Origin of the sequence: Pseudomonas proteolytica, from assembly GCF_007858275.1 — a bacterium.
Lineage (GTDB): Bacteria > Pseudomonadota > Gammaproteobacteria > Pseudomonadales > Pseudomonadaceae > Aquipseudomonas > Aquipseudomonas proteolytica.
In genome coordinates this window covers 236,913-252,818 of the sequence record NZ_VFEV01000001.1, presented here as the reverse complement: position 1 = coordinate 252,818, position 15,906 = coordinate 236,913, and the positions used below count along the sequence as shown (strand labels likewise).

Annotated in this window: 10 protein-coding genes; all 10 read right to left on the bottom strand. The window is 58.6% G+C overall.

The window, feature by feature from the left end; all coding sequences use genetic code 11:
- Positions 1-324 precede the first annotated feature (324 nt).
- On the bottom strand, positions 325-1,296 hold the full coding sequence (locus FIV38_RS01140; protein WP_092238319.1) for a peptide ABC transporter ATP-binding protein: 972 nt from the start codon (positions 1,294-1,296) through the stop codon (positions 325-327).
- The gene (locus FIV38_RS01135) at positions 1,296-2,264 is read right to left on the bottom strand and encodes an ABC transporter ATP-binding protein (protein WP_029291945.1); all 969 of its coding nucleotides are present in this window, start codon (positions 2,262-2,264) and stop codon (positions 1,296-1,298) included. Before FIV38_RS01135 ends, FIV38_RS01140 begins: the two co-directional genes overlap by 1 nt.
- Positions 2,265-2,274: 10 nt before the next feature.
- The gene (locus FIV38_RS01130; protein WP_029291943.1) at positions 2,275-3,186 is read right to left on the bottom strand and encodes an ABC transporter permease subunit; all 912 of its coding nucleotides are present in this window, start codon (positions 3,184-3,186) and stop codon (positions 2,275-2,277) included.
- Between the two features lie 10 nt (positions 3,187-3,196).
- On the bottom strand, positions 3,197-4,207 hold the full coding sequence (locus tag FIV38_RS01125; protein ID WP_032860135.1) for an ABC transporter permease subunit: 1,011 nt from the start codon (positions 4,205-4,207) through the stop codon (positions 3,197-3,199).
- Positions 4,208-4,280: 73 nt separating this feature from the next.
- Positions 4,281-5,876 carry an ABC transporter substrate-binding protein gene (locus tag FIV38_RS01120; protein WP_092238316.1) on the bottom strand — a complete coding sequence of 532 codons (1,596 nt, stop codon included), beginning with the start codon at positions 5,874-5,876 and terminating at the stop codon, positions 4,281-4,283.
- Positions 5,877-5,957: 81 nt separating this feature from the next.
- The gene (locus FIV38_RS01115) at positions 5,958-7,361 is read right to left on the bottom strand and encodes an OprD family outer membrane porin (protein WP_092238313.1); all 1,404 of its coding nucleotides are present in this window, start codon (positions 7,359-7,361) and stop codon (positions 5,958-5,960) included.
- A 169-nt stretch (positions 7,362-7,530) separates the two neighbouring features.
- Positions 7,531-9,135, bottom strand: coding sequence for an ABC transporter substrate-binding protein (locus tag FIV38_RS01110; RefSeq protein ID WP_070994117.1), 1,605 nt, complete (start codon positions 9,133-9,135; stop codon positions 7,531-7,533).
- A gap of 305 nt (positions 9,136-9,440) precedes the next feature.
- Positions 9,441-11,066 carry an ABC transporter substrate-binding protein gene (locus tag FIV38_RS01105; RefSeq protein ID WP_092238310.1) on the bottom strand — a complete coding sequence of 542 codons (1,626 nt, stop codon included), beginning with the start codon at positions 11,064-11,066 and terminating at the stop codon, positions 9,441-9,443.
- A 257-nt stretch (positions 11,067-11,323) separates the two neighbouring features.
- Complete coding sequence (locus tag FIV38_RS01100) at positions 11,324-12,925, bottom strand: ABC transporter substrate-binding protein (RefSeq protein ID WP_092238307.1); 1,602 nt, start codon at positions 12,923-12,925, stop codon at positions 11,324-11,326.
- A gap of 111 nt (positions 12,926-13,036) precedes the next feature.
- Positions 13,037-15,817 carry a hypothetical protein gene (locus FIV38_RS01095; protein ID WP_235861115.1) on the bottom strand — a complete coding sequence of 927 codons (2,781 nt, stop codon included), beginning with the start codon at positions 15,815-15,817 and terminating at the stop codon, positions 13,037-13,039.
- Between the last annotated feature and the right edge of the window lie 89 nt (positions 15,818-15,906).

The window sequence follows — 15,906 nt, the reverse complement described above, 5'->3', positions numbered from 1 at the left end:
TGAGCGAGACGCACCAGAATTGCCTTCCAGCAGGATTCGGCGCGCTCCATGCGCCGGAATGCTATTCATTATCAAATACAAGTAAATGTCATTTACAACTTTTACACTTTGCCCAAGCCCCGATGCGGCCCCCAAAAACAAAAAAGCCCCTCCTGCCAGACTGATGCGCAATCTGGCGGGAGAGGCTGTACAACTCGGTATTACCGCGATTCCCTGTGGGAGCGGGCAAGCCCTCCAAGACGGTGGGTCAGCACCTCATTCAGTGGCTGACACGCCGCCTTCGCGGGCAAGCCCGCTCCCACACAAGCCCGTCCCCACAGGGGTTTAGGCCACGAACTGCTCCGCGTGATGGCAAGCCACCTGGCGGTTGTCCAGTTCACGCAGCAGCGGCTCTTCACTGCTGCAGCGCTCGGTCGCGTACGGGCAGCGCTTGTGGAAGGCGCAGCCAGGTGGCGGGTTCAGCGGGTTGGGCAGTTCGCCGACGATCTTGATCTTCGGCTTGTTCGGGTCCGGATGGATCGTCGGGGTGGCCGACAACAGCGCCTGGGTGTAAGGGTGCAGGGGGCGTGCGTAGATGTCTTCCTTGGGACCCACTTCCACCGGGCGGCCGAGGTACATCACCATCACGTCATCTGCCACGTGTTGCACCACCGCCAGGTTGTGGGAGATGAACACATAGGCGGTGTTGTACTGCTGCTGCAGATCCATGAACAGGTTGAGCACCTGGGCCTGGATCGACACGTCCAGCGCCGAGGTCGGCTCATCCGCCACCAACACCTTGGGCTGCAACATCATCGCCCGGGCCAGGGCGATCCGCTGGCGCTGGCCACCGGAGAACATGTGCGGATAGCGCTGATAATGCTCAGGGCGCAAGCCCACTTGCTTCATCATCGCCTGGACTTTTTCCCGGCGCTCGGCGGCGGACAGGTTGGTGTTGATCAGCAGCGGCTCGCCCAGTTGATCACCGACTTTCTGCCGTGGATTCAACGACGCGTAAGGGCTCTGGAACACCATCTGCACGTCTTTGCGCAGTTGCTTGCGCTGGGCCTTGTCGGCGCCGGCGACTTCCTGGCCGGCGATTTTCAAGGATCCGGACGAGGGCTCTTCAATCAGCGTCAGCGCCCGGCCCAGGGTGGATTTGCCGCAACCCGACTCACCCACAACCGCCAGGGTCTTGCCGGCCTCCAGCTCAAACGACACGCCATTGAGGGCGCGCACGGTGGCGTGGCCCTTGAACAGGCCGCGGGACACTTCGTAGTGACGGGTCAGGTCGCGGGCGGTAAGAACGACGGCCATTACGCCACCTCCTGGTTCAAGGGGTAGAAGCAGCGCACAAGGCTGTGGGCTTGCGGGTCCAGGGTCGGACGGGTCTGGCGGCAGCTGTCTTGCACGTACGGGCAGCGCGGCGACAACAGGCAACCTTGTGGGCGGTCATAGCGACCAGGGACGATACCCGGCAACGTTGCCAGGCGCTCGGCGCCCATGCTGTGTTCCGGGATCGCCGCCAGCAATGCTTCGCTGTAGGGGTGCGCCGGTACGTCGAACAACCCCGGCACCTGGCCGACTTCCACCGCTTGGCCGGCATACATCACGCACACGCGCTGGGCGGTTTCTGCTACTACCGCGAGGTCGTGGGTGATCAGTACCAGGCCCATGTTCTGTTCTTTCTGCAGGGCCAGCAGCAGCTCCATGATCTGTGCCTGGATGGTTACGTCCAGCGCCGTGGTCGGTTCATCTGCGATCAGCAGCTTGGGCTCGCCGGCAATGGCCATGGCAATCGCCACACGCTGGCTCATACCGCCCGACAACTGGTGCGGGTAGGCGTCCATGCGGCTGGCAGCGCCGGGGATTTCGACTTTTTCCAGCAACTCGATGGCACGCTTGCGCGCTTGCTTGCCGGACATTTTCAGGTGCAGGCGCAGCACTTCTTCAATCTGGAACCCCACGGTATAGCTGGGGTTCAGCGCGGTCATCGGGTCCTGGAAGACCATTGCCAGGTCTTTACCGACGATCTGCCGGCGCTGACGATTGCTCAGCTTGAGCATGTCCTTGCCGTCGAAGGTCAGCGAGTCGGCGCTGACGATGCCGGGATGCTCGATCAGGCCCATCAGCGCCATCATGGTCACGGATTTACCCGAGCCCGACTCGCCAACGATGGCCAGTACTTCGCCTTTGTCCACGGACAGGTCAAGCCCGTCGACCACTGGCACGGCAGTCTTGTCGCCGAAGCGCACATTGAGATTCTTGATTTCTAGCAGTGACATGGGAATCTCCTCACGCGGCATTCTTGAGTTTCGGGTCCAGCGCATCGCGCAGTCCGTCGCCCATCAGGTTGATTGCCAGCACGCTGAGCAAAATGGTCAAGCCAGGCAGGCTCACGACCCACCAGGCACGTTCGATATAGTCACGGGCCGAAGCCAGCATGGTGCCCCACTCGGGGGTTGGCGGTTGGACGCCAAGGCCGAGGAAGCCCAGGGCCGCGGCATCGAGAATCGCCGAGGAGAAGCTCAAGGTCGCCTGCACGATCAGGGGGGCCATGCAGTTGGGCAGCACCGTGACGAACATCAGGCGCGGCAGGCCGGCACCGGCCAGGCGCGCGGCCGTCACGTAGTCACGGTTGAGCTCGCCCATCACGGCGGCGCGGGTCAGGCGCACATAGGATGGCAGCGACACAATGGCAATCGCGATCACGGTGTTGATCAGGCCAGGGCCGAGGATGGCGACAATCGCCACGGCCAGCAGCAGCGATGGCAGGGCCAGCATGATGTCCATCAATCGCATGATGGTCGGGCCGAGCAGGCGCGGGAAGAACCCGGCGAACAGGCCCAGCAGGATCCCCGGAATCAGCGACATCACCACCGATGACAAGCCGATCAGCAACGACAGGCGCGAGCCCTGGATCAGGCGCGACAGCAAGTCACGGCCCAGTTCGTCGGTGCCCAGCAGGAACTGTATCTGCCCGCCTTCAAGCCACGACGGCGGGGTCAGCAGGAAGTCACGGTATTGCTCGCTGGGGTTATGGGGGGCAACCCACGGGGCAAAGATCGCACAGAACACGATCAGCAACATGAACAGCAGGCCGGCAACCGCGCCCTTGTTCTTGGAGAAGGCTTGCCAGAATTCTTTGTACGGCGACGGGTACAGCAGGCTTTGATCGACTGCTGACACTTGAGTAGGTGTGGTCATGGTCATGATCTCAGCGCTGGTGACGGATGCGTGGGTTGGCGAAGCCGTAGAGGATATCCACCACGAAGTTCACCAGGATCACCAGGCAGGCGATCAGCAGGATGCCGTTTTGCACCACCGGGTAGTCCCGTGCGCCAATGGCTTCGATCAGCCATTTGCCGATGCCGGGCCACGAGAAGATGGTTTCGGTCAGGACGGCACCGGCCAGCAGTGTGCCGACTTGCAGGCCGACCACGGTCAGCACCGGAATCAGCGCATTGCGCAGGCCGTGTACGAACACCACGCGTGCCGGCGACAGGCCTTTGGCCTTGGCGGTGCGGATGTAGTCTTCGCGCAGGACTTCCAGCATCGAGGAGCGGGTCATCCGCGCAATCACCGCCAGCGGGATGGTGCCGAGCACGATGGCTGGCAGGATCAGGTGGTGCAGGGCATCCCAGAACGCGTCCGGCTCATCGGCCAGCAGGGTGTCGATCAGCATGAAGCCGGTGCGCGGCTCGATGTCGTAGAGCAGGTCGATACGCCCGGAAACCGGGGTCCAGCCCAGGCTCACCGAGAAGAACATGATCAGGATCAGGCCCCACCAGAAGATCGGCATCGAATATCCCGCCAGGGAGATGCCCATCACCCCATGGTCGAACAGGGATCCTCGCTTCAAGGCCGCGATCACCCCGGCCAAGAGCCCGAGGATGCCGGCGAACAACAGGGCGGCCATGGACAGTTCCAGGGTCGCGGGGAACAGGGCGCTGAACTCGGTCCAGACGCTGGTGCGGGTACGCAGGGATTCGCCGAGGTCGCCCTGGGCGAGCTTGCCGACGTAGTCCAGGTATTGCGCATACAAGGGTTTGTTCAAGCCAAGGCGTTCCATTGCCTGGGCGTGCATCTCGGGGTCGACCCGCCTTTCGCCCATCATGACTTCTACGGGGTCGCCAGGGATCATGCGAATCAACGCAAAAGTCAGCAACGTGATGCCGAAGAACGTTGGGATCAACAACCCCAATCGGCGGGCAATAAAACTAAACATCGTGGTATCTACCTCAATCAGCCGGTTAGGCAGGTCCGGCACCGTCAACGTCGACGGTGCCGAGCGTCTCTTATTACTTCACCTGGGTGGTGGCGAAGTTATTGTTGGTCAGGGGGCTTTGGGTATATCCCTCGACGTTTTTACGCATGGCGGTGAACATTTTCGGGTAAGCCATGGGGATCCACGGTTGGTCCTTGTCGAAAACGTCCAACGCTTGTTCATAGAGTGCGGCGCGCTCGGCGGGTTCAGCCACGGCGCGGGCCTTGTCGATCAAGCCCTGAAACTCTTCGTTACACCAGCGGGCGTAGTTTTCGCCGTTTTTGGCGGCATCGCAACTCAGGTTCGGCGTGAGGAAGTTGTCTGGATCGCCGTTATCCCCGGCCCAGCCGGCAGAGACCATGTCGTGCTCGCCAGCCTTGGCGCGCTTGAGCATTTCGCCCCACTCCATGACCTTGATATTGACCTTCAGCCCAATCTGCGCCAGATCCGCCTGCATGCGCTGGGCGCCAAGCATCGGGTTAGGGTTGGTCGGGCCGCCGCCATTGCGGGTGAACAGGGTGAACTCGGTGCCTTCCGGCACGCCGGCTTCCTTGAGCAGGGCGCGGGCCTTGTCCAGGTCGCGGGCCGGGTTCTGCAATTTGTCGTTGAAGCCTAGCAGGGTCGGCGGGTAAGGACCGGTGGCATCGATGGCATTGCCTTTGCCGTACAGGGATTGGTTATAGCCCTGTTTGTCGAACGCGATGTTGATCGCGTGGCGCACCCGCGCGTCGCTCATGTACTTGCGGGTGGTGTTCATCGCGGTGTACGCGGTGGTCATCGCCGCCAGCTCCGAGACCTTAAGGTTTGGATCGGCCTTGATACTTGGCAGGTCATCGGGTTTTGGATACAGGGCGATCTGGCACTCATTGGCCTTGAGCTTTTGCAGGCGCACGTTGTTATCCACCGCGATGGCCAGGATCAGCGGATCAGCGGGCGGCTTGCCACGGAAGTACTCCGGGTTGGCCTTGAAGCGCACCTGGGCGTCTTTCTGGTAGCGGGTAAAAATGAACGGGCCGGTGCCGATCGGTTTGCTGTTGAGCTCGCCGGTCTTGTTGGCGGCCAGCAGCTTGTCGGCGTATTCGGCGGAATGGATGGCGGTGAACGGCATTGCGACATCGGCCAGGAACGGCGCTTCGGGGCGGGTCAGGGTGAAGACCACGGTGTGGTCATCGGTCTTCTCGACGCTTTTGAGCAGTTCCTTGAAACCCATGCTTTCGAAATAGGGGAAGCCGGTGGTGGACTTGTCGTGCCACGGGTGTTTCGGGTCCAGTTGACGCTGGAAGCTCCAGAGCACGTCGTCGGCATTCAGGTTGCGCGTCGGCTTGAAGTAGTCGGTGGTGTGGAACTTGACGTCATCACGCAGGTGGAAGGTATAGGTCAGGCCGTCCTCACTGATGTCCCAGGACTTGGCGAGTGCGGGCCTGATTTCAGTAGTGCCGGGCTTGAAATCCACCAGGCGGTTGAACATGGTTTCGGCGGCGGCATCGGCGGTGACGGCCGTGACGTACACGACCGGGTCGAAGCCTTCCGGACTGGCTTCGGTGCAGACCACCAGCGGCTTGGCCGAAATGCCCAGGGCCACACTCAGCAGTGCAGCGGTCATGGCAGCTTGTAACGGGAGCATTTTCATCGAAGAGCCCTCTGCGATCGATTCAACCACACAAATGTAGACGGCAGGCTCGTCCTGAGCCCGCCGTCTACCTGGTGCGAATTAAAGAATGTTGAATGGGACGGTGGTAACCAGACGGAATTCTTTGATGCTGCCGTCGAACTGGTTGGCGCTGCCACGGTGTTCAACGTAGGTGGCACGAATCGCGGTGGCCTTGAGCGGGCCGCTCTGGACCGCGTAGGCCGCGCCAACACCGTATTCCTGGTGTTTTTCGCCGTCTTGTTTTTCGATGCCGGTGTAGGCGTAAGCGCCGTTGCTGTTACCGGTGTAGTGGGTACCGTCGATGCCCCAGCCGCGTGCGGAGTAGACATTGAACTTCAGGCCTGGCACGCCGTATTCGGCCATGTTGATGGCGTAGGCGACCTGGAAGGATTTCTCGTTCGGGCCGTTGAAGTCCGACGTCAGGGAGTTGGCCAGGTAGATGCCGTTGGTTTCGTGCAGGTAGTCGAAGTACTCGTTACCGTTCACTTGCTGGTAGGAGAAGGTCAGGCTGTGAGCCTGATGCGCCAGGCCGAGGGACAGGGAGAAGGTATCGTTGTCGATTTCCCCCATCAGCTTTTTGCCTTCGTCGACGGTTTTGTAGTAGTTGAAGCCAGTGGTCAGGGCCAGTTGCTGGCTGTCACCCAACTCGTGGGTAGCGCCAAAGTAGTACTGGTTCCAGAAGTCCTTGACGTTGGCACCGAAGACGCTGGTTTTCAGGCTCGCGAACGGCTGGTAGTTGGCGCCCAGGGTGTAGACCTTGTCGGTTGTAGCGCTGTTGGCGCCTTGTTGGCTGTACTCGCTACGGAACTTCGACAGGCTCTGCTCGGACCGTGGCGAGACGCGGTCAAACACGCCACCTTGGAACGACAGGTTGCTGAACTCTGCGCTGTTGAAGCTCACACCTTGGAAGCTCGATGGCAGGGGACGGTTGCCGATGGTGTCGACAATCGGCGTGCTGAAGTTCTGGCGGCCGGCGGTCAGTGTGGTGTTCGACACGCGGAACTGCAAGTTGGCCAGGCCCAGTTTGCTCCACTGGTCTACGGCATTGCCGTCAGAGTCAGCCAAGGTACGGTTGGAGCCGCCCTTGATATCGCGTTTGCTGCGGTCTAGAACCAGAGCGTTGTACACCGCTACTTCGGCCTTGACGCCCACAGTGCCCTGGGTGAACCCCGAGCTGGCATTGATGATGGTGCCCTGGACCCAGTTGGTACGGTTGCGGTCGGTCTTCGTTACACCGTGCTCTTTGTATTTGAAGCTGCCCCCGCGGTACAGGTGTTCATTGGAGTACCAGTTGCGCGTACTGCCGCCCAGGCTGAAGTCTTCGATAAAGCCTTTGGCTTCGCTTTGGGCGCTGGCGCCGGCCAGTGTGGTTGGCACGAATTCCTGGCTTGCAGGTTCGGCGTAAGCGGTGGCGGTGATGCTGCTGATGGCCATGGCCAGTAGCACTTTGCTGCTCAATTTCATGGGTGGAGCTCCTTTGGTTCTCTTTTTTTATGCCGGCCTTATTAAGTGAGCCGGCTATTGGGTGTGTAACTCTTCAAGCTAGGGCAAACGTTTGCTGTAGGAGATTTCGCGAATTACAGCTGCACGTTTGCAGCAGAGCCAACTTCGCTCTGCGCATCCGGTTATTTTCTTATGGGGTAATACTGACGCCCGAGAACACGTTGCGGCCGAAGGGGCTCACTTTGAAACCTTCGACTTTGGTGCTTAACGGCTGGTTGACCGTCGAGTGGGCGACAGGCGTGATCGGCACCTGCTGTTTGAGCAGTTGCTGCGCCTGTTTGTACAGAACAGTCCGTTGTTCTCGGTCGGTGACGACCTTGGCTTGCTTGATCAGCTTGTCGTACGCCGGGTCACACCACATCGAGTAGTTGTTCCCGCCGATGGCGTCGCAGCTGTAGAGAGTGCCCAGCCAGTTGTCCGGGTCACCGTTGTCGCCGGTCCAGCCAATCAGGCTGATATCGTGTTCGCCGTTCTTGATGCGCTTGATGTACTCGCCCCACTCGTAGCTGACGATCTTGACCTTGAGGCCGATCTTGGCCCAATCGTTTTGCAGCATCTCGGCCATCAGCTTGGCGTTGGGGTTGTACGGGCGCTGTACCGGCATGGCCCACAGGGTGATCTCGGTGCCTTCCTTGACGCCCGCAGCCTTGAGCAGTTCCTTGGCTTTTTCCGGGTTGTAGGCGGCGTCCTTGATGCTGTCGTCGTAGGACCATTGGGTCGGCGGCATGGCATTGACTGCCAATTGCCCGGCGCCCTGGTACACGGCGTTGAGGATGCTCTGCTTGTTCACCGCCATGTCCAGCGCCTGGCGCACTTCGAGCTGGTCGAAGGGCTTGTGCCGCACGTTATAGGCGATGTAGCCGAGATTGAAGCCTGGCTTGGTCAGCAGTTGCAGGTTCGGGTCGGCCTTGAGCGCGTCGACATCGGCGGGGCGTGGATGCAGGGTGACCTGGCATTCATTGGCCTTGAGCTTCTGTACCCGCACCGACGCGTCGGTGTTGATGGCGAAAATCAGTTGGTCGAGCTTGACCTTGCTCGGGTCCCAATACTGTTTATTGCCGGCGTAACGGATCTGCGAATCCTTCTGGTACCGCTGGAACACGAACGGCCCGGTGCCGATCGGCTTCTGGTTGATGTCGCTGGGCTTGCCGGCCTTGAGCAGTTGCTCGGCGTATTCAGCCGAGAGGATCGCCGCGAAGCTCATGGCGATGTTCTGGACAAACGCCGCGTCGACCGTATTGAGGGTCATCACCACGGTGTGCGGGTCGGTTTTTTCGACCTTGGCGATGTTTTTGTTCAGGCTCATGCCGTTGAAGTACGGAAACTCCGTGGGGTAGGCCTTGCGGAACGGATGGTTGGGATCAAGCATGCGGTTGAAGGTGAACAGCACGTCATCGGCATTGAAATCCCGTGTCGGCTTGAATTCCTTGTTGCTGTGGAACTTCACCCCTTCGCGCAGATGGAAGGTGTAGGTCAGGCCATCGGGCGAAATATCCCACTTGGTCGCCAAGCCTGGTACGACACCGGTCTCGCCCTTTTCAAACTCAACCAGGCGGTTGTAGATCGGCTCGGCCACATCGTTGTCGGTGGCGGTGGTGTATTGCGCGGTATCGAACCCGGCCGGGCTGCCTTCAGAGCAGAACACCAGGCTTTTCTTCTCGCCAGCCTGGCCCATCGAAGCGACGGCCAACAGGCTGGTACCCAATATTGCAGATAGAACGGTGGTATGGCGCATGACGGTCCCCAATCCATGTTTATCGTTTTCGTCAGTGAACAGTCGCAACGCCTTACCTGGCATGGCGAAAGCACTGCTCCCATCCACAGCAAATGCCGTATCGGAACTGCGTGTTTGCCTACCTCGACGTTAGGGAACGCGGGCAAGGCAGTAAATGCGCAGAACCGGACAGACCTTGTAGGGATCGGACTTTACCCTTGCAGTCAGCTGCTGTAGGTCGGCAGCGCCTGCGAACGTAGTCCGATTCCTAAGGTCTTGGCGGATGCAATAACGGCGACGTTATGAAACGTCGCCGCTAAAGAGTCCTACTTGCTGACGCTCACCCCGTAGAAGGAATTCAAGCCAAATGGGCTGATCTTGAAGTCCTGCACGTTGTTGCGCATGGGTTGATACACCGTCGAGTGTGCGATAGGTGTCATGGGGACTGCATCTTTGAGGACGTGTTGCGCCTGTTTGTACAGTTCGGTGCGCTTGGCGACATCCGACGTGGCCTTGGCTTCTTTCACGATGCCGTCGAATTTCTTGTCACACCATTTGGAGAAGTTGTTGCCCGCCAGGGAGTCGCAGCCGAACAGCACGTTCAGCCAGTTGTCCGGGTCACCATTGTCACCGCTCCAGCCGATGATCATGGCCTGGTTTTCACCGCCTTTGGAACGCTTGATGTACTCGCCCCACTCGTAGCTGACGATGTTGACCTTCAAGCCGATCTGCTTCCAGTCGTTCTGCAGCATCTCGGCCATCAGCTTGGCGTTGGGGTTGTACGGACGTTGGACCGGCATGGCCCACAGGGTGATTTCGGTGCCTTCCTTGACGCCGGCTTCCTTGAGCAACTCCTTGGCCTTGGCCACGTCGTGCGGGACGTCCTTGATAGTCTCGTCATAGGACCACTGGGTCGGCGGCATGGCGTTGACCGCCAGCTGGCCTGCGCCCTGGTAAACCGAGTCGATGATCTGCTGCTTGTTGACCGACATGTCCAGGGCCTGGCGTACGCGCAGGTCGGCCAGTGGGTTGGCCGCCGTCTGGCCCTTGAGCACAGGCATCACGTTGTAGGCGATGTAGCCCAGGTTGAAACCGGCCTGGTGTGGCAGTTTCAGGGTCTTGTCTTCGCCCAGGGCCTTGAGGTCGGCCGGACGTGGGAAGAGGGTGACCTGGCATTCGTTCTTCTTGAGTTTTTGCACACGTACCGATGGGTCGGTGGTGATAGCGAAGATCAGGTTATCGATCTTCACGTCTTCAGGCTTCCAGTAATCCTTGTTGCCGGTGAAGCGGATGTTGGAGTCTTTCTGGTAGCTCTTGAACACGAACGGGCCAGTGCCCACCGGCTTCTGGTTGATGTCCTGGGGCTTGCCGTCCTTCAACAGTTGGGCAGCGTATTCGGCCGACTGCAGGGAGGCGAAGCTCATGGCCAGGTTCTGGATAAATGCGGCGTCCACGGTGCCAAGGGTGAACTTGACGGTGTGGTCGTCGATTTTCTCGATGTTCTTGATGTTGGTGTCCATCCCCATGTCCGTGAAGTACGGGAACTCGGTGGGGTAGGCTTTACGGAACGGATCGTCTTTGTTGATCATCCGGTTGAAGGTGAAAAGCACGTCGTCGGCGTTGAATTCACGAGTCGGCTTGAAGTACGGCGTGGTATGGAACTTGACCCCTTCGCGCAGGTGGAAGGTGTAGGTCAGGCCATCTTCGGAAACGTCCCACTTGGTGGCCAGGCCAGGAATCACGGCGGTGCCGCCACGCTCGAACTGGCTGAGACGGTTGAACATGGTTTCGGCCGAAGCATCGAAGTCTGTTCCGGTGGTGTACTGGCCTGGGTCGAAACCCGCCGGGCTCCCTTCGGAGCAGAACACCAGATTAGTCGCCGCCTGGGCGAAAGGTGCAGCGGCCATTAAACCGGCGCTGACTAAAAACGGAATGACTGCGTGTTTAAGCATGTTGGCCTCATGATTTGTTGTCATTTTTGGAATTGAGGGCGACCTCGTGAGTCGGCCTGCGGATACTTATGCAGGCCCCATACCCATTGCAAGACGTTGAGAGGCAACAAGCGGCAAAGAGTGGTAAGAACGTACAAGAATGTCGCATTCATATAATTTTCGACACAAATCTGCATTTTCGAGGTTTTTTTCGGTGCGCGCAGTGCACTAAATCGGCCCAACCGAGGTGTCTGGCGCACTCGGTTGGGGCGTGATTGTTACTTATTCAGACTTACGCCATAGAACGGCGTCAGCCCAAATGGGCTGATTTTGAAGTCCTGGACTTCCTTGCGCAGTGGCTGGAAAACCGTCGAGTTCGCAATAGGTGTTATAGGTACTTGATCCTTAAGTATTTTTTGCGCCTGTTGATACCACTTGATGCGCTCGTCACGGTTGCTGCTGAGCTTGGCCTTCTGCACCAGTTGGTCGTACTGCGGGTTACACCATTTGGCATAGTTGCTGCCCTTTACCGCCGCACAACTGTAGAGCACCCCAAGCCAGTTATCGGGGTCTCCGTTGTCGCCGGTCCAGCCGTAAATCATCACATCGTGCTCGCCGTTTTTCGCGCGCTTTATGTATTCGCCCCACTCATAGCTGACGATATTGGCGGTGATCCCGACCTTGGCCCAATCCTGCTGGATCATCTGCGCCGACATTCGCGCATTGGGATTGGAGGCGCGCTGCACGGTCATCGCCCACAAGTTGATGGTGGTACCTGGTGCAACCCCTGCTTCTTTTAGTAGCGCCCGGGCTTTGGCCGGATCGTGCGGCGCGTCCTTGATGTTGGGGTCATAAGACCACTGGGCCGGAGGTAGCGCGTTTTGCGCCAATTGCCCGGCACTTTGGTACACCGCCTGGATAATCGCCGGCTTATCGATAGCCATGTCCAGGGCCTGGCGCACCTTGAGTTGATCCAGCGGTGGATGGGTCACGTTATAGGCCAGGAAGCCCAGATTGAAACCTGCCTGTTGCAGCACGCGCAGGTTGGGATCCTGCTTCATCACCTCTATATCCGAGGGGCGCGGATAGCCGCTGACCTGGCATTCGCCGGCCTTGAGCTTTTGCAGGCGCGACGCGGCGTCGGGGGTGATGGCGAATACCAGGTTGTCGAGCTTCACATCCTCAGGCTTCCAATACTGTTTATTGGCGACGTAGCGAATCTGCGAGTCCTTCTGGTAGCGCTTGAACACAAACGGCCCGGTGCCGACCGGCTTCTGGTTGATATCGGCAGCCTTGCCTTGTTCAAGCAACTGCGCGGCGTACTCGGCCGATTGCACAGAGGCAAAGCTCATGGCCAGGTTCTGCACGAAAGCGGCGTCGACGTTATTGAGGTTGAAGCGCACGCTGTGCTCGTCGAGCTTTTCCACGCTTTTGATCGTGGTGTTCAGGCCCATGTCGGTGAAGTACGGCGATTCGGACGGGTAGGCCTGGCGGAATGGGGTGTTGGCGTCCAACAGGCGCTGGAAGGTGAACAGCACATCATCGGCATTAAAGTCGCGGGTCGGTGTGAAGTACTCGGTGCTGTGGAACTTGACCCCGTCGCGCAGGTGGAAGGTGTAGGCCAGGCCATCCTCGGACACCTCCCAACGGGTCGCCAGTCCCGGCTCGACTTCGGTCCCGCCGCGCTTGAACTGGGTCAGGCGGTTGAACACGGTTTCGGCCGAGGCATCAAAGTCGGTGCCGCTGGTGTATTGGCTGGGGTCGAAACCGGCGGGGCTCGCTTCGGAGCAGTAGACCAGGGTGCTGGCGGCATGGGCCATGGGCGTCAATGCCAACAACCCCGCAGCGAGGAACAGCGTTTTCAAGGCGTTTTTTTCCATGGAGACCCCTGAGATGGCAGGTATATAAGGCTGCCCATACGAAAAACGGCAGTCACCGAGGTTACCGCCGTTCAGGGGATCAGGTAAGTGGCCGTTGTAGCCGTGCCTTGGCTACGAGAGCGTCACGACCTCGATAGTGGTGGGCGCGTCCTTGTCGATGGTGAACTGGCTGTCGAGCTCATTCCCTTCGCGTATCGTGAACGTTCTCTTGATGATCACCTCCACGCCAGGCACCCGGTTGATGTCTTTTTCGGGGTTGGACAGGTGTCCTTTGGATGTGATTTGGACCGTCGTCACGTTGCTCGAAGCGTCGTGATGGACGTGGAACTGGGTGTCGTCAGCGCCAAAGTAGTAGCCATCTTGCAGTACCGATCCTCCGTTCAAGTCAATGGTGGCGGGGGCTATCGAACCTTGATGAGCGACCTCGGAAATACGCGCACGCAGGTCGGGGTCCGCAATTGTGCTCTCGAACTGCTTCAGCCTCGCTTGCCGGATGGCCTCGGCCGAGTTCGCTGTGGCGTCCAGTCGGTGGCTGACGGATAGCCCTTTTTCTGTGGTGGTGACGGTGTAAGGGTTACGGTTTATATCCAAGACAAAGTTGGGTGAGTACTGGCTCGAGCTGTGCTCTGTGGGCTGTGCCTTTTCTCCGGGCTCAACGGAAAAGCCAGTCTCGTCGATGTTCCAGGAAACCCTGAAGTTTGTTTTGATGACGCCTTTATCCTCGAAATTGCTGCTGGCGAACTCGTAGCCGGATCCCGCTTTGATTTTCAAGAAATCGTCGATCTTGTTGGCGCCTTTCATTGGTTTGTCTTCGAGATCGAGGAAATGATTGGCAAAAGATGGAGGGCGCTTCGTGTCATCGCTGACGGGGGATGAGAGACTGCGCCCCTCAGGCGCCCTGACGCCACCTTTTCCATTGGCTGAGACCCACTCGCCATTGCCCGAAGAGTGGACGGTCATCACGGGTCGCCTGGTTTGCTGATCAATGATCTGCACATAGCCGTTGCTCAGTTTGAAATCCCCTCGGATCTCATACACGTTGCTGACACCGCTGGCGTCGGTGTAGCGGATTAACCAGCGATCTTCGTTGGTGGTTGCATCCTTGACCTGATAAATCCCCTTGGCGTTGGGCGTCACATTTTCAATCAACTGTTCGCCATTTGGCAGCGCATGCTGGCTGATATGCCCGGCCTGGCTTGGGCGCAAGGGGTTGGCAGGCTGGGCCTGGCTTGGCACGGTGACTTCATCGGTATTCTTTGCGGGCTTGGGGGCGTGCACGAACTCAAAGTCGTTTGTCTGTGAGTTCTGCTTCCATTGGTAATCTTCGGCTCTTGGGACGCCAGGGACTTTGGCGGGTTCACCTAGCCCGGACTCGACGGCACCTGGCGCAAGTTCGTGGGCCAGTTGCAGGCCTGATATTACCGCCGCTGCATTGCCGCCCACTCGATCCTGCGCCGTCATGCCGTAGAGACTGTCATGGACGCCGAAGACGATATTGCCAGTGTTGCCAATCACGGGCACGTAGCCGAATGTATTGCCCCAGAAGTCTTTCGCCGACTTCCAATCCTGCTGTGAGGAACCAAACACCTGGGTTTGGTCGGACCATAGTGCATTCTTGGCATTCACCGCTTGGTATTGGGTGGCCACACCGCTGTAAAGATTGCCGAACTTCAACTGATACTCGCTGCCTCGGGCTCGGGTGTAATTGAACAGTTGTGACGCCGGTATTTCCTCATCTGAAACCAGGTTGTGATAGCCGGGGAAGTGGGCGTTGGCGCCGGAGATCAACGTGTCAAGTACATAACCCGCGCTGGGCCAGTGTGAATCCTTGCCGCCTTGTATATCTCGGGTGTTGAAGTTTCTCAGCAAGTTGTCCCGGTTGTCTTTGGCCCAGCTTGCAAAGTCGGCATCCCCATGTATTTCACGGACGGTGCCATTCTTCAGGTCTAACATCAATCCTTGGTTGGGCCTGTTTTTATAATCCCCGTCATAGGGCGTGTACGGAATAAATGCATAGCCTGACAAGGGGTAGCCGTAGACATTTGGAACGATGACTTGCCCATTCTTATCCAGTGTCCGCGCGACGGCTTCTTGCCCTTCAGGGCTCAATTTTTTAAAACTCTGCGTATCACTGCGCAGGGTTTGCAAGGTTCCCCGTACTGCGTAGGCGTCCGCTTGTCCCGAGAGGGTTGCGAGTTGGCCCGACGGGTCTCGCATGGGTTTGGATATTTCATGTTCCCAGTGGTTTTGAAGGTTTTTGCCCAACGACTCCAGATTGTCAACCTTAGTTTGATCTTTTGGATCTATCTCCATAAAGTTGAAGTTGATCGGGCCGCCCCGTTGTACTTTGTCGTGCTCTAAAGCACCTGCAGCAATTTCCCAGGCAAAGTAAGTACGCTTTGAGGTACTGCTCAGGTTTTCTGGTTTCCCCACCCCCGTGTAGGACGTGAACGTCACCGTGATTTTTTCATGGGGGTCATAGCCTGCGGCCAGTAAACCACCGCTGAAGTAGCCTGCCGGCTCCATGAACAGGCGGGCGTTCTGGAACCTGACGGCCATTTCACCTTGGTTGATGCTGGGTATTTCTTCAATCAGCGTCGTTACGCGAAAAGCGTAGTCATCAATGCGCTGCTTGCGCTCTTGCAGGGTGTAGTCAGCCGAGGGCGCAGACACGGTGTCTGAACCGTAGATAACCCTTTTTTGGACTGCTATTTCAGGGTTTGTAGTTTGCAGCGAGCCAGTGCCCTCTCTCTGCGCTGTATTCTGTGGAGAGGGTGCACGAGTCTGCCGCCGATGGGCGGGGGCAGTAGTATCTGCGGGCAATGGATTGACGGCGGATAATGAATGGGTTGTTGCCGAGTTCGGTAGAGCGGGCGCAGGATTTATATTCATGAACGTCTCGTTTTATTCGCGTTCCCATCCTCCCTGTGAGAGTCCGAATGAAGTTGCCTATATGTCCCTGTCTTAGACATAGGTATTTG